This window comes from Asticcacaulis excentricus CB 48, assembly GCF_000175215.2.
Lineage (GTDB): Bacteria > Pseudomonadota > Alphaproteobacteria > Caulobacterales > Caulobacteraceae > Asticcacaulis > Asticcacaulis excentricus.
Genome location: NC_014818.1, coordinates 209,336 through 226,860 on the forward strand (window position 1 = coordinate 209,336; position 17,525 = coordinate 226,860).

A 17,525-nucleotide genomic window follows, 5' to 3' on the forward strand; every position below is an offset into this window, starting at 1 on the left:
AATTCGCCGGCGATTATTATATTTATAATTATGTCCGGAGATTCGTATGGACGCGCTCAAACTCACGACAATCGGGACGTCCACAGGTGTCGTCATTCCCAAGGAGGTGCTGACGCGCCTCAATGTCGCAAAGGGTGACACCCTCTATGTTACGGAAACGCCTGACGGCGGCTACAGTCTGACGGCTTACGATCCCGACTTTGCGACCAAGATGGAAAAGGCCGATGCCATCATACGACGTTACCGGAATACCCTCAGCGTCCTTGCCAAATAATGCCCTACATCTGGCTTGACGCGCGCGATGCTACAGCGGTCCACGATCGGTCGCTGGTCCTTCATGGCGGACCCGGTGGCGTCAGGGACCAGGGCCTTTTGCTTTCGGCGCTGGCCAGACCGCAACAACTGGCCGTGTATGGCGAAGGTGTGGACAGGATACAACTGGCGGCGGCCTACACGGCTGGTGTGGTGCAGAACTATCCTTTTATCGACGGCAACAAGCGCACCGGATTTATCCTGGGCGTTTTGTTTCTCGAACTCAATGGACTGAACTTTATAGCCAGTGAAGAAGATGCTGCCGATGCTGTGCTGAGCCTTGCCGCGGGCACGCTGGAAGAGGTGGGTTATGTCGATTTCCTGAGACGCAATGCGCGTTAGGGACCAAACCCTATAAGGGTTTGCTCCCTAAACCGTCTTTGGTGCCACCTCTGAACAGAGCTCACGGACCGCCACCAGCGCCGGGTTGGTGTTCGCGCGCCGCCAGACCATATAAAGCTCGACCGGCTTTTCCGGTACGGTGACAATGTTGCGGTAATGAACGCCGGAAAACTGCAAACTCATGGCCGTGTGCGGGACGATAGCGACCCCAAGCCCTGCCCGTACAAGGCCCAGCATCGAATGGATCTGGGTCACCTGCTGCACATAGTCAGGTCGCACATCCACCTCCGAAAAAAGGCTCATCAGCATGTTGTGGAAGTAGCTGGCCCCTTCCCGCGAATACATGATCAACGGTGAGCCATCAAAGGCTTTGAGGGTGAGTTCCGGTGTGGTCAGCCGTATATCCCCCGTCGGCAGGGCCGCGATCAGGGCCTCACTAACCACCCGTTCGCTTTCGAATTCGTGCCGATCCAGTGGCTGTCGCAAAAAGCCAATATCGATCAGCCCCGTTTGTAGGGCTTCTACCTGCTGGCTTGAGACCATCTCCCGCAGATCAAGCTCAATGTTGGGCAAGCGCGCACGTGACTGTGCCACGATCTGCGGCAGGAAGCTGTAACCGGAGACCGCGGTAAAGCCGATACCGATGCGCCCAGCGTCGCCCTGAGCCACCTTTCGTGCCGCCAGCGTGGCGCTTTCCGCCAGCCAGACGATGCGGCGGGCCTCCGGCAGGAAGACGCGACCAGCGGGGGTGAGTCTAACGCTGCGACTGGTGCGTTCAAAGAGCGGAACCCCCAAAATACGCTCCAGAACCTGAATCTGGCGACTGAGTGGAGGCTGGGTCATGTTGAGCCGAGCCGCTGCCCGACCGAAGTGGAGCTCTTCGGCGGCGGTCACGAAACAGCGTATCTGGCTCAGTTCAAACATGTACCCCTGCCTGTGATCGGTTTGGTCAAGGCTATGATGATGCGGGGAAAAAGAAAAGGCACGGCTGAAGGGAACAGCCGTGCCCGAAGTGTGCCGGTCCAAACGGGGAAGAATGACCGACGGCTTGGCGCAGGGGACCCCCGGCGGCGTTCGGCCAGGCAACCCGCGGGTTCTGCGGATCAGAAGCTATAGCGGGCACTGAGGAAGAACTGCCGTCCGGTGTGCGAGCGCACATTCAGGCGGTTTGTGGCATCGACATACTGATCGTTGAATTCATCGGTCAGATTGATGCCTTCAAGGCTAAGCTTAAGCTTCGGTGTCAGGTTATAGGAGGCCTGTATGTCAAAATTGGTCGTCTCATTGGTGCCGGCGACCGTGTTGCCATCGTTGGACGGAACAGCCGTCAGATAGCCTTCCCGATAGGCAACCGAACCCCGCACAGAGAATTCTTCGGTCTCATAATACAGGGTAAGGTTGGCGGCATTTTTCGACAGCCCGACCAGTGTTTCTGAAACCGTTGCCGCGCCCGGGGTAGTGGAGGTCAGGTAATCAATCGTAGAGTCTACATAGGTGTAGTTAGCTAGCACACCGAAATTGCTCCAGAAACCCGGCAGGAAGCTCAGTTGCTGCTGCGCATTGACCTCAAAGCCTTTGAGATCGCCGCCCGGCGAATTGACCGGTTGGCTGACGGCAAAGATGTCGGTAGCCGTTGCTGTCGTGCCGTCGAGCAGAGAATTCGGCAGACCTAGCTGATTGAACGGAATGTCCTGACGCAGGGTCTGCACGAAGGTGTCGATCTTCTTGTAGAACAGGCCAAAGGCGTAGATCGAATTGGGGGCCGGATACCATTCCAGCGACAGGTCCAGATTCTTGGATTTGGTCGGATTGATGTAGGGATTACCGCGTGAATAGGCACGGTTGGCCCCTTGAATGGCCACATCACCGCCGGGTGTCAGCCCCGCGATCGACGGGCGGGCGATGGTTTCCGCCGCGCTCACCCGGAACACGACATCATTTGTGACATCGGCCGCCAGATTGAGCGACGGCAGCGTCATGTCATAGCTGCGCGACGCTTCGACCAGCTTGATCACAGCCCCCACCGCGGCAAAGCCGGACGAGCGCTGATCGGTCTTGAAATAACGCAGACCGGCATCGCCTCGCCACGGCACGCCCAGCGCTGTGAACCGGAAATCCGCTTGCAGAAAGGCACCCGTGTCGGTTTCATCCACAGTGATCCACTGCCCGCGCGCCGACGAATTGTTGATGTCGGTCAGGGCATAGATGCCGCAATTACAATAGATGTTGTACTTCGCGGCAAACTTGTCGAGATCAGGGGCCAGCCACGCCGTGGCATTACCCGACGGCTGATCCAGATTGCGACCGAAACCGGAATAGACGCCAGACACATCCGTCAGCTCCGCGGCCGTCAGAGTCTGCACGACGGTTTCCGAAGTGCGATAATACCCTCGCGAGTCGAACCTGAATTTGCGGCTGTCCAGTCCCCCCTTGATCGTCAGGTTTTCGTTGGCATCGAACTCAAGATAGGCTTTGGACGTGGCAAAAGCGTTTGTCACGAAGTTAGGGCGAATGCGTACCTCGGACGTGCCATTGACCATCGACCAGCTGGCCGGGTTGGTGACATCGAAATTAAGCCCGATGGCCGGCAGCCTTGAGCGGAAATCGTAGCTGTAGCCCTGCGAATTGGCGCGATCAAAGGTGATGATGGTCGAGACCGGGTTGGAAAACTCTGACTGCGAATAGCCGCCGATAAAGCCGCCCCGCAGCTTTTCCGAGAAGTTATGCGTTAAGGTCAGCGTGTATTGGGTAAACTCAGTTTCCATTTCGTCCCAGGCCGTCTGGGTGCGCAGATCGACATTATCGAAAACGCCCTGAACGATGTTCTTCCCCTCAACCGTGCCACTGCGGATGATCGTCTGTGGTTTGCCGGTGCCAGCACGGCTGAAACCAATGGCCTGAAGCTGATGCTCGCCACGCGTGGTTTTGACATCCGAATACAGGATATCGAGCGTTACCAGCGTTGCGTCTGACGGACGCATCTGGAACGATCCCGTCAGGCCCAGGCGTTCGGAATTGATGTCGTAGCTGACATAGGAGGGGATGCGCGGGTGATAGAGGGCCGTAGCTGTATTGGTGTTGTTGATCTGAGCGATCGTGTAGCCATTGAGCGTCGAGGCCGTGTTAAAGCCACTGTTGGCTCCGCCATAGGTCCAGCGCGTAATATTGGCCCCCTCCTCAAGCAGATGCCGCTTTTCGTAGGCCAGAGAGAACAGTGCCCCGAGCTTTCCATCCGCCCAGCGCTGGCTGGCCATCAGGGTCACGCGCGGAGTCACTTCGCGCGCCAGATCATTATAGCTGGCCTGGGCCGACACAACGAGCTGACTGGTTTTGTAATCGAAGGGCCGCGCCGTCTGAAGGTCAACCGTTGCCCCCAGAGAGCCTTCCTCGACCTCCGCCGAGGCGGTCTTGCGCACGCTCAGACTATTGAACAGTTCAGAAGCGAACATATTGAAATCGAAGCCGCGGGTGCGGTTGGTGCCCCCGGAATTGACGGTGCCCCCTGAGGTCGCAATGGCTTCCATGCCGTTGACGCGCACGCGGGTATATTCCGAACCGAGACCTCGTACCGAAATCTGGCGGCCTTCGCCGTTGACACGTGTGATGGCTACGCCGGGGATGCGTTGCAGCGATTCCGCCAGGTTTAGATCGGGGAAGTCCGCAATGTCCTCCGCCTTGATGGCATCGACGACACCACTTTCGTTGCGCTTGGTGCGTATGGCGTTTTGTAACGAGGCCCGAAAGCCGGTCACTACCACTTCAACCGGCGCCTCGGAGCCTTCCTGAGCGACCTGCCTCGCCATGACCGGCGTACCCAGCGCCAGAAGCGTGAGAGCGGAAACCCCGCACGCCAAACGGCGGCGCGCCTTATCGGCTCGACTTGTGATCATGTCTTTTTCCTCGCCTGTATGAAGCTGCCTTTAATGCCGTACCGGCATCCGCTTCTGATTATGTCCGGATATTAGGCAGCTTTCACAAAGGCGTGCGAATCCCAATCGCGCATGAATCGATGCGCGAAATGAATTGAAAGGTTTGCGGCTGTAGCGAGCGCAACGCAAACAGGGGAGGTTGTTTACAACTTCGCCAGACGGCCACCGTCAACGACCATCGAAGTCCCAGTGATGAACCGGGCTTCATCGCCCAGTAGGAAGGCCACAGAGGCGGCAATGTCATTGGGCTGGCCGATGTCGGCCGGATCAATGACCTCGGCACCCGATTTGATGTTCGGGCTGTCGCGGAGCATAGGTGTGTCAATCGCCCCCGGCAAAACCGCATTGGCGCGGATACCCTTGGACTTCCCTTCAATAGAGGCGGTGCGCGCCAGAGACGACAGGGCGGCCTTGGCCGCGGCATAAGGTGCCACCAGAGGCGAGGTCTGGTGCGTATGGATGCTGCCCACAAAGACCAGTACGCCACCCCGCGCCATCGTGGAAAAGGCACGCTGGGTCAGGTTTGCCGCCGCATAGAAGTTGATGGCCATAAGCCGCTGCCAGTCGTCGCCGGTAAGTGCATCCAGCCCCTTATAGATCATCGCGCCGGCGACATTGACCACGCCATCGACATAGCCAAAGTGACTGAAGGCCGTGTCATAGGCTGCCTTCAGCGCTGCCTCCTCAGACACATCGCAGGGCAAGGCAAGCGCCCTCAGCTCTGTGGCCACGGCCTCAAGGGCTGCGGCATTGCGGTCAATCAGCGCCAGTTGCGCCCCCTGCCCGGCCAGACACTGCGCTGTGGCCAGACCGATACCGCTGGCCGCCCCTGTGATCAGGATGGTCTTGCCGGAAAAGCGCATCACCATTCTCTCACAAAGCCGTCCGGGCCACGCCACACCGGATTGCGCCAGGGCGGGCAATCGCGGCTTAGGCGGCGAACCTTGTCCTCATCAACCTCGACCCCAAGACCCGGCCCGCTGAGGGCGGCTACCATGCCGTCTTTCACGTCAAAGATTTCGGGGTTCGTCATATAGCTCAGCAGGTCGTGGCCGCCTGTATTATAGTGGATACCCAGCGACATTTCCTGAATGACGAAGTTTGGCGTGGATAGTGCGACCTGCATACAGGCGGCCAGAGCAATCGGCCCCAGCGGACAATGCGGAGCTATGGCCACGTCATAGGCTTCGGCCATCGCCGCCATGCGCCGCACTTCGGAAATGCCGCCGGCATGGCTGAGGTCTGGCTGCAGTATATCGACCGACGCCGCCTCCAGAAACGGCTTGATGTCCCAGCGGCTGTAGAGACGCTCCCCCAGCGCAATCGGAATGGTGGTCAGTTTTGACAACTGTTCTATGGCTTCGGGATGTTCGCTAAGCAGCGGCTCCTCGATAAACAGGGGCCGCAAGGGCTCCAGCGCGCGCGCCAGTTGCTTGGCCATCGGCTTATGGACCCGTCCGTGAAAATCAAGCCCGGCGTCCATGCCCTCAGCCTTGACGGCTTCCAGACGGCTGACTGTGGCGTCCAGTGAGCGCGGACTATCGAGCCAGCCCATCTCTTCGGTGCCGTTCATCTTGACGCAGGTAAAACCCTGCGTTTTGCGCACGCGGGCCGCTTCGACAACATCCGACGGCCTGTCACCGCCGATCCAGGCATAGACCGGCACGCAATCGCGTACGCGCCCCCCCAGCAATTGATGCACCGGCACGTTCAGCGCCTTACCTTTTAGGTCCCACAGCGCCTGATCAAGACCCGAAAGGGCCGACATCAGCACGGGACCGCCACGATAGAATCCCAGCCGGTAGGCGGTTTGCCAGACGTCTTCGATACGCTCAGGGTCTGTGCCCATAAACCGGTCACGCAACGACGCGAAAGCCCCTTCAACGGCTTCGGTGTGACCTTCCAGCGACGCCTCGCCCCAGCCAACGCGGCCATCTTCGGTTTCAACACGCACGAACAGCCAGCGTGGTGGCACGGGAAAGGTTTCGATTTTGGCGACAGGAGACGTAAGCATGGGCATTCAGACAAACGCGGAGGGTTGAAGGGTGATTTGACTTGTGACCAGTTGCCGCGCGCCTTCGAGCAGCCACTGCATGGTCTCGCGGGCCCGAACGGGGTCGCCTTCACATATGGCTTTAGCAACGCGGGCATGGTCAGGCGCACTGGCCTGACGGCCCTTAACGCGGTTGGTGTAACGGATACTGATGGCAAGCGCTGTGGCGATCATGACGCGCATTTGCTTGAAAAAGCGATTGCCACTCGCGTTGAGTACGGCGATGTGGAAGGCAATATCAGCCGTAAGACCGTCATCCTCGCCACGTTCGGCGGCGTACATGCGTTCGATGGCTTCGCGAATAGCCGCCTTTTGCGCCTCGCTGGCGTCGCGGGCGGCCAGAGCCGCGGCCGCAGGTTCGACCGCCAGACGCATCTCCAGAAAATCGAGCAACAGCTCAGGCGACCCACGACGCTCCAGAAGCCAGTTCAATACATCCGGATCAAACAGGTTCCAGTCATCCTCAGACGCAATGCGTATACCCTGCCGCCGGCGCGAGGTGATCAGGCCTTTGGCCGCCAGCATCTTGACCGCCTCACGCACAATGGTGCGCGCCGCATCAAACTGCAGGCATAGCGCCTTTTCGGTGGGAAAGGTCTTATCTGCATACTGGCCGGTTACAATTGCCGAGCCGAGTGCCTGCACAATCGACTGTGTGGCATTGCTGTGTGCCGCCAGCCCCATACGGGGAAAAGGGTCTGTACCTGCGGTCACCATGGACATGCCCCTCATCGCAAACCGAGCTGGGTTTCGATCTCTTCGAGCGAACGCCCCTTTGTTTCCGGTACAAACCGCGCAATCAGCGCAAAGCCGATCAGGCAGAACAGGCCATAGATCCAGAAGGTGCCTGCCGCCCCCAGCGCCCTGTTAAGGAGCGGGAAGGTGAAGGTCACGCCGAAACAGGCGACCCACAGGGCCGAAACCGACACCGACATGGCCAGACCCCGCACACGGGTCGGAAAAATCTCGGACAGCAAGACCCATGTAATCGGCGCCAGCGACATGGCGTAGAGCGCAATCACCGCCAGCGTCAGCCCGAGCACCAGCGGCCCTGTCAAGCCCATGAAGAAGGCCCCACCAAGTAGCGCGTGGATAATGGCCATGCCCCCGGCACCCCACAACATCAGGGCGCGTCGCCCGGCCCGATCGACAAAGGCCGTCGCCACCAGCGTGAAGATCAGGTTGATCGCCCCGGTAATGACGATGTTGAACATGATGCCGCTGAGGTCATAACCGGCACCGCGATAGATTTCTTCGGCATAGTTGAAAATGACGTTGGTGCCGCTCCATTGCTGAAGCACCGCCAGCCCTATGCCCATTAAGAGCACAGCAAACACCGCTGGCTTGAACAGCTCACGCCAGTGAGCCTGACCGGAGGCCTCGTGGCTTAGACTTCGCGCCACATCCGCAATCTGCCCGTCGGCATAGTCGATACCGCCGATACGCTTAAAGACTGCTTTGGCCTCCTCTATTCGCCCCGCCTTGACCAGCCAGCGAGGGCTTTCCGGCACCAGAATGGCAAGAACCAAAAAAATGAGCGACGGCACGGCGACCGCCGTAAACATCCAGCGCCAGCCGAACTGACCCACCCATGATTGGCGTAAGGCTTCGGTCGTCGCCGCTTCCGTGCCAGACCCGGCTATAAGCAGGTTGACGATCTGCGCCCCCAGAATGCCAATGACCAAGGTAAGCTGGTTGAGCGTCACCAGACGCCCGCGCCACTCCGGAGGCGCGACTTCGGCGATGTAGGTCGGCGACACATTGGAGGCCATGCCAATGGCAACACCGCCGAGAATACGCCAGACGATAAACAGGTCAAAGGACGTCGCCCACCCGGTGAGGATAGAAGAAACGCCGAACAGCACCGCCGACAGGATCAGAAGCGGCTTGCGCCCAAAGCGATCCGACAGAAGACCTGCCACGATCGAGCCCACCAGACAGCCCAGAAGTGCACAACTATTTGCCCAGCCGATCAGGGCCTCTGACGTCAGGTGAAAGTAGGCCTCATAAAAGGGTTTTGCCCCGCCGACAACGACCCAGTCATAGCCAAACAGCAGTCCGCCCAAGGCTGCCACCGCCGAAATCATCCAGATGTAGGCTAGGTTGAGCTTTGCAGGCGACCCGCCCCCGTCACCTGATACCCCCGTCACGCCTGCACCCGCCGCCATTATCCATCCCTTTTATCTTGTCTTGTTTGCGCTTTTATCGAAGCATCCTGCCAAGGCGTCAAGATATATAATACTTATACCCTTTTGTAGGGACGTCTGGGGTGTGCGGGCAGATCGTCCAGGACTTAGCGAAACAGGTGCGGCACAAAGCGCGAGCGGTCATCGGTGATCAGATGGTCGCTCTCGCGGACGCCCATGCCCACCGCCTCCCCGCCAATGACCCAGCTGCCAATCAGGGCATAGGCTCCGGATGCCTCGTCACGAAACAGATCGGCGAAGGCCTGATAGACGAAGTCATTGTCGGCGTAGTTACCGTCGGTATGCGCTTTATGTGCACTTTCATCTGGGGCAAAAACCGACACATTCTGTCCCTCACGACCGAGCGCCGGTTTGCGTACAAAACCACGACCATACGCGCGAAACGCCTCGTCACTGCGGCGCGTCTCCAGCAGATAGGGGGTGTTCGGATACATCTCCCACATCTTTGTCATCAGCAGCTTGTTGGCCAGCAGCATCTTCCACGCCGGTTCGAACAGGCGGACGGTGTGTGTCAACACGGCCTGCGTCAGAAGCGGGCCATAGTCATCGGCCAGCAGCCAGTCCCACGGATAAAGCTTGAACAAGAGCCGGATGGGTACGTCGTTCTGATCGAGGAATGTGCCGCCTTCAACCTCGCTGAAACCGATCTGATCCATCGGCACAAAACAGACCTCCAGCCCGGCTTCACGCGCCACGCTTTCGACATAGGCCACGGTCCCAGTGTCTTCATCGTGCGGAAAGACGCAGGCTACATGCAGCGGGGCGCCGCGTTGACGCACACCCAGCAGGCCGGCGTCCCGCTCCACCTTTAAAGCATGCATCCGGTCCACCAGAGCGCGGTGGAGGTCGTTATACTGGTTGGTTGCCTCAGACCCTGAGGTATCGGTGAGCCAGCTCCATTGTATCACCGCCCCTTCCAGCAGGCTGGTCGGGGTATCGGCATTATATTCCAGCATTTTTGGCGGATTGACCCCGTCGAAGGCGAAGTCGATGCGGCCATAGATGTCGCGCTCACGGGTGTGCCAGCTTCGCTCAATCAGCTTTATGGCGTCGGCCTCATAGCCATAGTTTGCCAGTTCACCGCCTTCGATAATCGCCCCGGCGGCGGCAAGGGCCATCTGATGACAGGCCTCCGTGGCGTCATGGATCGCCTCGATCTCCGCTTCGGTGAAGCGATAGGCCACACCCTCATGCCAGTAGGTCAGGCCGGGAGCACTATGCCAGAGCATCCCCTCCGCTTCGACGCGCGCCTTCCAGTTGTCGCGCACCGGCACGAGACAGCGTTCCATGCGTTTATACTCTCTAGCCGCAGCAGCTGCCGCGGAAGGATGAGGATTTGCCAAACCCACCGCGCGATGACGCCCGATAGCCCGTTTCTGTTTTGCTGTAGGTGCCGCGAGCCGCGTAGCCACGCCCTGAGGGGTCGCGTTCAACATCCATATAGGTCGGCACCGAGCCGCCGGGCGTCACCCGGTAGCCCATCGGGCGCAGTCCCCCGGCGCCATAGCTCGACACCTGCCCGCGGCTGTTGACGTAGACGGGATAGGCACCGCCCCCGCGCTCTCGCTCTTTTTCTCGCAGGTACTGGTCCTGCGACATGCGGCTCATGGCGTTGGACATCATCATGCCCGCCATCAGCGGCACAAACCAGTTGCCACCGGATGGATTGGCGCGACTTTCGCAATTACCCACGCCGTATTCCGCCTCGCACTGTTGCTTGGCGCTGTAGCCCGGTTGCTGGTTCTGCCATTGCCAGGCTTCAGCAAAGGCGGTTTCGCACAGTTTATCGTCGTCCTGCGCCGCCTTGCATTCGTCCAGTGTCTTGTACACGCGCATCTGCTCAGTCTGGGCAACAGGCGGGGTCTGCGTTGTCTGTGGCTCATCGCAGCCCGTCAACATGGCGAGCGCTGAAACCGTCGTCGCCAGCGCCGCGACCCAGCGCGCCTTGCGCCGATTGAGACGGGCAACATAGGCCGCTCTGTAGGCCTTGGTGGAGTTATACCGGGTCATTGTCCTGCCCCTGCCTCAGTACGATAAGGCGGAGGCGTTGAGCATACCCACGACCAGACTGAGCGCCGACAGCGCCAGAGCCGCCGCGATACATCCCTTCTCATTCCCCGGTTCGGTCAGACGGGAGTAGAAGCTCTTGCCAAACAGGCGGACCAGCAGATGCAAAACGATCTGCGACACGATGCCAATGCCGCCCCACAGGACCATGTCCCCCGCATTGAAGGTCGAATGGCCGACAGACTGAATCGGGAAGGCCAGCGCCAGACTGACCGCCAGAAAATGGATCGCCACTGCAATATTGCCCTTGCGGATTTCCTGCAGCTCGCGAATTGGCGTGACCCAAAGATAAACCGTTATACCCACCAGCCAGACAAGCACACCCGTGCCCAGAAACATCAGATAGGCCGGCAGGTTTTCTAGCGACTCAAAGTTGATCAATTGTGTCCCCCTTTTTTGAGTTCAGCCAATCATAGGGGCAGATGGGCGTATGGCAACGGTCTTTTCCGATCGGTGAGGTCACCAGCTAAGAAACACAATGGCATCGGCGGGGACCTTCGCTCGACGGGTGTTAGGGTCGGTTGTCAGCGGCACATCGGCTTCGTCGGCCAGTAGGGTGACATCCGGTAAACGGCTGCGTTTCTTGGCAAAAACCCGCACAGAGGCCACCTGACCTGTCGGGCCTTTTAGGACCAGCATCAGCCCCGCCTGATTGCGCGTCACGGTATACGGGTAGTCGGCAAACAGCCAGAAGGGCAGATCGACGCCGTAAAAGCCGCGCGCAGCTATGATAAAGGCCCCGCCGCTTCCGTAAATCTCCTGCCCGACCTGTCCCGCGGGCTGCCCGTCGGCGTAAAGGTCCTCCAGTGGAAAGGACAGTGCACGATCGATATGACCATTGCGGATAGTCGTGGCCAGTGCCTCTTTCGGCAGGGCGTCGGGATAGTAGGACCAGCTTCGATCGAAAGCAAAGCGGCGATATTCCGACAGCAGCAACTTGACTTTGGGCGGCAACTGCTCCCCGGCCAGTTGCAGCACTTCGTCAAAGGCGGAGAAGGACTCAAAGCACTCATAGGCCGCCATATAGGGCGCGTCGTGCAGGCAGGTGACGCCAAAGAAGTTGCTATAGGCCGACGCGTTCCCGATCTGCGAATCCCACAGGACGGAATTGTGCACGAAGCTGGCCAGAAATACCTCTGCCTGCGCCAGATAGCGCTCATCGCCGTCCATGCGCCACAGCTTGATGCATGCGGCGATGCCCCAAGCCGTCAGATTGGCCTGATAGACGAGTTCAAAGCGCATGCCTTCGGCCGCGTGCATGGCCGCCTGCGCCTCACCTACGTAAAAATCGTCGCCGGTCAACTGATGCGCCTGAAGCATAACATAGGCGTAGAGACCGGCCACATCGGTCTGGCCATAGCCGTCGCCTCGCGTCTCGGTAATCACCGAAAAGTCGCGCACATCGTACTGGATGGGCCACATATACTTGAAATGACGTGCCGATTTGACCGCGTAGTCGAGTGAATCGACAAACAACCGCTTTGCGCGTTTATCACCACGTAAAGCCAGCCGCCCCAGATTCATCAGCGGGTGGTAAAGATACCATGAGTCCACAGCATTGGCGTTCTTGTCTTCCCCGACATTGGGCAGATAGCGGCGGATGACCCGCAACTCCTTATCAAAAAAGCGCCCCATCCCAGCCATCAGCACGTTACGGAAGGGCTCCGCCTTCCCAAACAGAGTCTGATATTCGTCAAGGGCCGAGGCAACGCTCATCTGCACCATGGAATCCGGATATTCCGAGGCGGTGTAAGGATGCAGATAGACCTGTCCATAATGGCGCAGGGTCGCGTCGGGTGCTGTCTTCAGGTCATGCAGGGTCTGTTCAGCGCGCGCCGTCCAGTCGTGAAAGCGCGGTTCGGGCCGATCCAGATGCGGATAGATTTCGCCGATCATGTCGATAAACAGACGCGCCTCGTCCGTCTCATTGGTGGCGCACTCCGTCCGCAGACCCAGATAGGCGTCAGACACGACATAGGTCTGCCCGGCCTTCAGCGGCGCAGTCGGCGGGGACTTGCCGTTTGGGGCGGCAGGCGGCTGATAGCCCAGCTCCGGCCACTCACCGCCCACCACGCCGTCAGGCTTGGTGGCGGTGGCCTGAAAATAGGGATTAAGGGCCGTCAGGTTCTGCACATAGAGGGCACAACCAAATGCCGGTTCCTCGACGCAGAAATAGCACAGGCCTGTATTGTAACCGCGTTGCGCCGCCTCGACGCGGCCCTTTGTGGTCAGCGGATCGCCCTGCTCATCGAGCACGTAGAGGTCGCGCGGCCAAAAGGGCAGGAGCAGATCGAAGGCCGGCCGCAAGGCGCTGCGCACATTCAAAAGCGTCTCGCCCTTCAGACTCACCTCCACCGTCCATTCGCCCACCTCGGTTTCCACGCGAAAACTTAGGCCCGACGCGGGCGTCTTAAGCCCCTCTATCCGATAGGGACCGGCGCTGAAAATCAGGCGCAGGGCCAGACCGCCACGCTCTGGTCGCGATATCTTCAGCCACGGCGTATCCCGCCCCGCCCGGACCTCCAGTGTCAGTTCGCCCATCTGCAATGTCACTACGGCAGGTTGACTGCCTTACAAATCGGCCCGGACCCGCAGGGTTTCGGGCGTCACGCGCCCTGCTTTATGTGCCATCACGCGCGTTCCACCAGGGGTTCGACGCGCAAAACCGAGACATCGGTACGCACCGAGCGCGTCAGAGCAAAGCCGATGGTGTCGGCCAGCTCTTCGGCATAAAGCATCTCATTGCGCGCGATGGCCTCACGCTGCTCTGCGGGGCTCTTTTCCTGCATGTCGGCCCCGACAGAACCGGGCTCGACCAGAGTGACCTTGATTTTGAGATCCATCACCTCCTTACGCAGCGTCTTGGCATAGGTTTCAATCCCGGCCTTGGTCGCCGCATAGACGCTGCTGCCCGCACCTTTGAACTCGGCACTGATTGAGCCCACAAACACCAGATGACCGCCCCCACTGTCTTTCAGGCGCGCAATGGCTTCACGAGCGCAGGCGATATAGCCCAGAAAGTTGGTCTCCGCCGCCAGCCGCCAGTCCTCATCGGTCTCATCCTGCGCCCCGCCAACAGCCAGACCGGCATTGTTGATCAGGATATCAAGCCCGCCCAAGCTGTCGTCTACCGCCGCAAAGACGCGGGCCACGCCTTCGCGGGTTGAGACGTCGGCGGTCAGGCCGAAAACATCAGCCTGCGGATTGACCGCACGCGCATGAGCCAGTGCGTCCTCCAGTTCCGGCTGGTGCCGCCCAAAGGTGACGACACGCGCCCCCTGTTCGGCCAGTAACGCCACCGTGGCCCGTCCGATGCCGGTCGTGCCGCCGGTCACCAGAACCCGTTTGCCCGCAAGCGAAGTCGTCTCGACAGCCATCACCGTCTCCATTTGTTGCAAGGAAGCTGACGAACAAACTGCGGTTGCGGACATCAAAAGAAAATGCGGATCGCCCCACCTTCCCGCAACTTTGCCGATTGCTTACGTCACCCCGTCGTCGGCCCATATCCCGCTTACCGCGAATATCCGATGGTCTCGTAGCCCTGACGCAGTGTGAATGATGTCCACGCCCTATATGTTCCATCCGGTGAGCGATATGCCCTACCCCGTCGATCAGCTTGTTCTGACACCTGATGATATCGACCTGTCGCGCTCGCCGCTGGCCGGGCACCTGAGGGCGGAAACCTTCGTGCTGGGGGCGTTTAATCCTGGCCTCCTGCGCCTGCAGAACGGCAACCTACTGATGATGGTGCGCATTGCCGAAGCCCTGCGCGAGCCCATAGTCGATGGCCACGTCCACACCATCCGCTGGGATGAAGTAACGCAGACCTATGGCCTCGACGCCTGGCCCCTCGATCAGGCCAATACGGCCGATCCCCGCAAATTCACTCTCGCCGGCGGGCAGTGGAAGGTAATGGCTTTGACCTCTTTGTCGTGGCTGTTGCCCGTTGAACTGAGCCCCGACGGTACCCGCGTTCTCACGCTGCACTACGACCGCGCCATCGCACCGGCTTACAGTTTTCAGTGCTATGGGGTGGAGGATGCGCGCATCAGCCGCGTCGGTGAGCGCTGGCTGATGACCACCTGTTCAGTGAGCCCGGAGCGCCATTCGACCACCCTCTACAGCTCGCCAAACGGGCTGGACTGGACCTTTGAAGGGATCGTCCTCGACCATCAGAATAAGGACATGCTGATCTTTGAGGGGTTAATCGACGGCTATTACTGGGCCCAGACGCGGCCTTTGGGAGCGCTTTATTTCGCCTATCCGCCGGGCAGCGACTGGCGTGCCGGGCCATCGATCAATCTGGCGGTCTCCAAGGACGCCCTGTTCTGGAAGCCGTTTGAGCGACCGGGCCTGCGCCCGCCGTCGGGCACGTTGATCATGGAGCGTATGGGCGGTGGCACCCCGCCGATTCTGACCCCTCAGGGCTGGCTGACTCTGTGGCACGGGGTCGAGCCGCATGAGGTGGTGGGCATATACCGCACCTACTGGTCGTTGCTCGACACGCATGACCCTAGCCGTGTGCTACACACCGAAATCACCCCGCTTCTGGAGGCCAATGCCGAACTGACGCGTCCCATCGAACACCAGATGTATCTGCGCGATGTCGTGTTTACGACGGGGATTGTTGACTCGGGCGACCACTATATCGTGGCGTCAGGCGAAGCGGATCTCGCCTGCCGCATCACCCATATCCCTAAGAGGGTTTTCGTATTTGAATAGACATGCGCCCGATGCTTTATTCTTAATTAATCCGAAGGTTTAAGTGGTAGCGCGTGGATTTGCGTTCTCCCGCTTTGATCAACGCTCCAAGATCAACCAACGAAGCCAGATCGCGTGTGGTGGTGGCGGATAGAGCGCCGGTGATGGTCATATAGTTTGCGGCGCTCAGGCCGCCCTTGAAACCGTCCACCCCCTCGGCAAACATGCGCCGTAAGGCTTTTTCCTGACGTGGGTTGAGCTGACCCCGCAGGCGTTCAAACAATCGCGTCTTGGCCATGATAAACTCGATATGGTGCAAGGTGCGGGCTTGAGCCTCGATGGCCTTATCGGCGAACCACAACAGCCATTCCATGACATCAAGGGTTCGGCTGGCGGCTTCCAGCGCAAGATAATAATCTTTGCGGTGCCGCAGCAAAGGGCCGGCGATCCCGGTAATAGCCGGCTTATTAAGGCCCTGAGCCAGCGCCTTTTCGGCAATGGCGCGGCCAATGCGACCATTGCCGTCTTCAAACGGGTGGATCGATTCAAACCACAGATGGGCAATGCCCGCCCGCGTCAATGCGGGTAGCGGAGTGTCACCGGAAGGGGCGGTTCGGGAGAACCACTCCAGAAACGATTTCATTTCCTCAGGCACCCTGATTGCGGGCGGGGCCTCAAAATGCACCTTAGGCGCATAGATCGCCCCGGAAACGATTTGCATGGGCTCCCCGTCTTTACGGTAGGCACCGATCTCCGTGAGATCAGCGCGCCCTCTCATCAGCAAACGGTGCCACTGTAACAGTGTGTCTTCGGTCAGCGGGTCTGATAAATGGGTGTAGAGATCGACCATCATCTCGGCGATGCCCGCCTCCGCCGGGCGAACGCGGCGATGGTCTGTGTCAAGACCGAGATGCCGCTGGATAGAGGACTGAACGCTTCCCCGGTCCAAAATCTCGCCTTCAATGGCCGAGGTATCGACCGCCTCACCGCTCAGGATCTCGACACTAATCTCCTGATGATCCCTGTTGGCCAGATGTTTAGCAACGCCCAGGGCCACACCCGCGCCCTGAAGAAAGGCCGCCTCGGCCGCCCTCATCTGCCGCGCGTCCCAAACAAAATGGGGCCAGTCCGGGTGCTGCCAGTTCCATGTCATGATGTATAACTGCCTTATTTATAGATCAAAATAATGGCATTTTTTGATCTATAAATCCAGTCTTATTGATCATTTTTTGGCGGCAGGTACAAATGAGCCAGAATGATGCGCAGGTCATCATTCTGGCGGAAGCGTTCTGAGTGTATGGGCAACCGCAGCTTACTGCGCCGGTTCGACCTCGGTGGCGGCTTCCAGCGCCTGACGGTTGACCTCTGACGTGGCCAGCCCATTGAGCTTTTCGTCGGTCGCCTTTTCTTCCTGCAAGGTCTCTTTAAGCAGACGGGAAGCGTCGGAATAACCCAGCTGATCGGCCAGAGTGATCAGGCTGCCATAGGCGGCGATCTCGTAGTGTTCGACCTTTTGCGCGCCCACGATCAGCATGACGTCGCGCACCGGGCCCTTTTCGATTTCTTCGATGGTTTCGCCGCCCTCAGCAACCAGCCCTTCCATGGCCAGACACTTGACCCGCTTGAGCTTGAGGCCCTGGGCTTCGACGATCTGGTCGATGCGCTCAATCTGGCCTTGGGTTTCTTCCAGATGCTGGGTGAAGCCTTCGGCCAGTTGCGGGTGGGTGGCAGCGCGCGCCAGCTTGGGTAGCGCCTTAGTCAGTTGCTTTTCGGCGCTGTAGATATCGGACAGTTCGTGGATGAAGGCGTCTTCAAGCGTCTTGATCTTCGGCATATCAGGCTCCGGTATAGAAGGAATGTCGGATGACCCGGCGACCATAGGGACGGACAGCGAAGGAACAAATACGCCCCCCT

16 protein-coding genes are annotated in these 17,525 nt (G+C 59.3%); 3 read left to right on the forward strand and 13 right to left on the reverse strand.

All coding sequences use genetic code 11. The annotated features are described in order from the left end of the window. Positions 1–46 precede the first annotated feature (46 nt). Both ASTEX_RS18225 and ASTEX_RS18230 read left to right on the forward strand, forming a co-directional pair. Positions 47–274 carry an AbrB/MazE/SpoVT family DNA-binding domain-containing protein gene (locus ASTEX_RS18225; RefSeq protein ID WP_013481107.1) on the forward strand — a complete coding sequence of 76 codons (228 nt, stop codon included), beginning with the start codon at positions 47–49 and terminating at the stop codon, positions 272–274. Then, positions 271–654, forward strand: coding sequence for a type II toxin-antitoxin system death-on-curing family toxin (locus tag ASTEX_RS18230; RefSeq protein WP_085930508.1), 384 nt, complete (start codon positions 271–273; stop codon positions 652–654). Before ASTEX_RS18225 ends, ASTEX_RS18230 begins: the two co-directional genes overlap by 4 nt. 27 nt (positions 655–681) lie before the next feature. Here ASTEX_RS18230 and ASTEX_RS18235 read toward each other — a convergent pair whose 3' ends face one another. The 11 genes from ASTEX_RS18235 to ASTEX_RS18285 all read right to left on the reverse strand — a co-directional run bounded on the left by ASTEX_RS18235 (position 682) and on the right by ASTEX_RS18285 (position 14,287). Then, the gene (locus ASTEX_RS18235; RefSeq protein WP_013481109.1) at positions 682–1,578 is read right to left on the reverse strand and encodes a LysR family transcriptional regulator; all 897 of its coding nucleotides are present in this window, start codon (positions 1,576–1,578) and stop codon (positions 682–684) included. 179 nt (positions 1,579–1,757) lie between these two features. Continuing rightward, the gene (locus ASTEX_RS18240) at positions 1,758–4,544 is read right to left on the reverse strand and encodes a TonB-dependent receptor (protein WP_013481110.1); all 2,787 of its coding nucleotides are present in this window, start codon (positions 4,542–4,544) and stop codon (positions 1,758–1,760) included. Between the two features lie 182 nt (positions 4,545–4,726). Then, on the reverse strand, positions 4,727–5,446 hold the full coding sequence (locus tag ASTEX_RS18245; RefSeq protein ID WP_013481111.1) for an SDR family NAD(P)-dependent oxidoreductase: 720 nt from the start codon (positions 5,444–5,446) through the stop codon (positions 4,727–4,729). Further along, positions 5,446–6,597 (reverse strand): galactonate dehydratase, encoded by a 1,152-nt coding sequence (gene dgoD, locus ASTEX_RS18250; RefSeq protein WP_013481112.1) that lies wholly within the window; start codon positions 6,595–6,597, stop codon positions 5,446–5,448. Before dgoD ends, ASTEX_RS18245 begins: the two co-directional genes overlap by 1 nt. Positions 6,598–6,603: 6 nt before the next feature. Continuing rightward, on the reverse strand, positions 6,604–7,353 hold the full coding sequence (locus ASTEX_RS18255; RefSeq protein WP_013481113.1) for a FadR/GntR family transcriptional regulator: 750 nt from the start codon (positions 7,351–7,353) through the stop codon (positions 6,604–6,606). An 11-nt stretch (positions 7,354–7,364) separates the two neighbouring features. After that, positions 7,365–8,804 carry a sugar porter family MFS transporter gene (locus ASTEX_RS18260; RefSeq protein WP_013481114.1) on the reverse strand — a complete coding sequence of 480 codons (1,440 nt, stop codon included), beginning with the start codon at positions 8,802–8,804 and terminating at the stop codon, positions 7,365–7,367. Between the two features lie 125 nt (positions 8,805–8,929). Next, positions 8,930–10,132 carry a glutathionylspermidine synthase family protein gene (locus ASTEX_RS18265; protein ID WP_013481115.1) on the reverse strand — a complete coding sequence of 401 codons (1,203 nt, stop codon included), beginning with the start codon at positions 10,130–10,132 and terminating at the stop codon, positions 8,930–8,932. Positions 10,133–10,145: 13 nt separating this feature from the next. Beyond that, positions 10,146–10,853 (reverse strand): DUF1190 domain-containing protein, encoded by a 708-nt coding sequence (locus tag ASTEX_RS19580; RefSeq protein WP_013481116.1) that lies wholly within the window; start codon positions 10,851–10,853, stop codon positions 10,146–10,148. 15 nt (positions 10,854–10,868) lie between these two features. Then, a complete protein-coding gene (locus ASTEX_RS18275) occupies positions 10,869–11,291 on the reverse strand; it encodes a DUF350 domain-containing protein (protein ID WP_013481117.1) in 423 nt (140 codons plus the stop codon). 78 nt (positions 11,292–11,369) lie between these two features. After that, a complete protein-coding gene (locus tag ASTEX_RS18280; protein WP_013481118.1) occupies positions 11,370–13,451 on the reverse strand; it encodes a hypothetical protein in 2,082 nt (693 codons plus the stop codon). An 89-nt stretch (positions 13,452–13,540) separates the two neighbouring features. Continuing rightward, positions 13,541–14,287 carry an SDR family oxidoreductase gene (locus tag ASTEX_RS18285; RefSeq protein ID WP_013481119.1) on the reverse strand — a complete coding sequence of 249 codons (747 nt, stop codon included), beginning with the start codon at positions 14,285–14,287 and terminating at the stop codon, positions 13,541–13,543. Positions 14,288–14,504: 217 nt separating this feature from the next. Here ASTEX_RS18285 and ASTEX_RS18290 point away from each other — a divergent pair, with 217 nt between their 5' ends. Next, positions 14,505–15,632 (forward strand): glycoside hydrolase family 130 protein, encoded by a 1,128-nt coding sequence (locus ASTEX_RS18290; protein ID WP_041659783.1) that lies wholly within the window; start codon positions 14,505–14,507, stop codon positions 15,630–15,632. A gap of 22 nt (positions 15,633–15,654) precedes the next feature. Here ASTEX_RS18290 and ASTEX_RS18295 read toward each other — a convergent pair whose 3' ends face one another. Beyond that, complete coding sequence (locus tag ASTEX_RS18295) at positions 15,655–16,764, reverse strand: Fic family protein (protein ID WP_013481121.1); 1,110 nt, start codon at positions 16,762–16,764, stop codon at positions 15,655–15,657. A 159-nt stretch (positions 16,765–16,923) separates the two neighbouring features. Then, a complete protein-coding gene (locus ASTEX_RS18300) occupies positions 16,924–17,445 on the reverse strand; it encodes a YciE/YciF ferroxidase family protein (protein WP_013481122.1) in 522 nt (173 codons plus the stop codon). Between the last annotated feature and the right edge of the window lie 80 nt (positions 17,446–17,525).

Excerpts from the sequence above, each read along its gene's own strand:
- ASTEX_RS18260 (WP_013481114.1), bottom strand. The coding sequence starts at position 8,804 with ATGGCGGCGGGTGCAGGCGTGACGGGGGTATCAGGTGACGGGGGCGGG.
- ASTEX_RS18300 (WP_013481122.1), bottom strand. The coding sequence starts at position 17,445 with ATGCCGAAGATCAAGACGCTTGAAGACGCCTTCATCCACGAACTGTCC.
- dgoD (WP_013481112.1), bottom strand. The coding sequence starts at position 6,597 with ATGCTTACGTCTCCTGTCGCCAAAATCGAAACCTTTCCCGTGCCACCA.
- ASTEX_RS18290 (WP_041659783.1), top strand. The coding sequence starts at position 14,505 with ATGCCCTACCCCGTCGATCAGCTTGTTCTGACACCTGATGATATCGAC.
- ASTEX_RS18255 (WP_013481113.1), bottom strand. The coding sequence starts at position 7,353 with ATGGTGACCGCAGGTACAGACCCTTTTCCCCGTATGGGGCTGGCGGCA.
- ASTEX_RS18265 (WP_013481115.1), bottom strand. The coding sequence starts at position 10,132 with ATGGAACGCTGTCTCGTGCCGGTGCGCGACAACTGGAAGGCGCGCGTC.
- ASTEX_RS18280 (WP_013481118.1), bottom strand. The coding sequence starts at position 13,451 with ATGGGCGAACTGACACTGGAGGTCCGGGCGGGGCGGGATACGCCGTGG.
- ASTEX_RS18240 (WP_013481110.1), bottom strand. The coding sequence starts at position 4,544 with ATGATCACAAGTCGAGCCGATAAGGCGCGCCGCCGTTTGGCGTGCGGG.
- ASTEX_RS18245 (WP_013481111.1), bottom strand. The coding sequence starts at position 5,446 with ATGCGCTTTTCCGGCAAGACCATCCTGATCACAGGGGCGGCCAGCGGT.
- ASTEX_RS18235 (WP_013481109.1), bottom strand. The coding sequence starts at position 1,578 with ATGTTTGAACTGAGCCAGATACGCTGTTTCGTGACCGCCGCCGAAGAG.
- ASTEX_RS19580 (WP_013481116.1), bottom strand. The coding sequence starts at position 10,853 with ATGACCCGGTATAACTCCACCAAGGCCTACAGAGCGGCCTATGTTGCC.
- ASTEX_RS18295 (WP_013481121.1), bottom strand. The coding sequence starts at position 16,764 with ATGACATGGAACTGGCAGCACCCGGACTGGCCCCATTTTGTTTGGGAC.
- ASTEX_RS18285 (WP_013481119.1), bottom strand. The coding sequence starts at position 14,287 with ATGGCTGTCGAGACGACTTCGCTTGCGGGCAAACGGGTTCTGGTGACC.
- ASTEX_RS18225 (WP_013481107.1), top strand. The coding sequence starts at position 47 with ATGGACGCGCTCAAACTCACGACAATCGGGACGTCCACAGGTGTCGTC.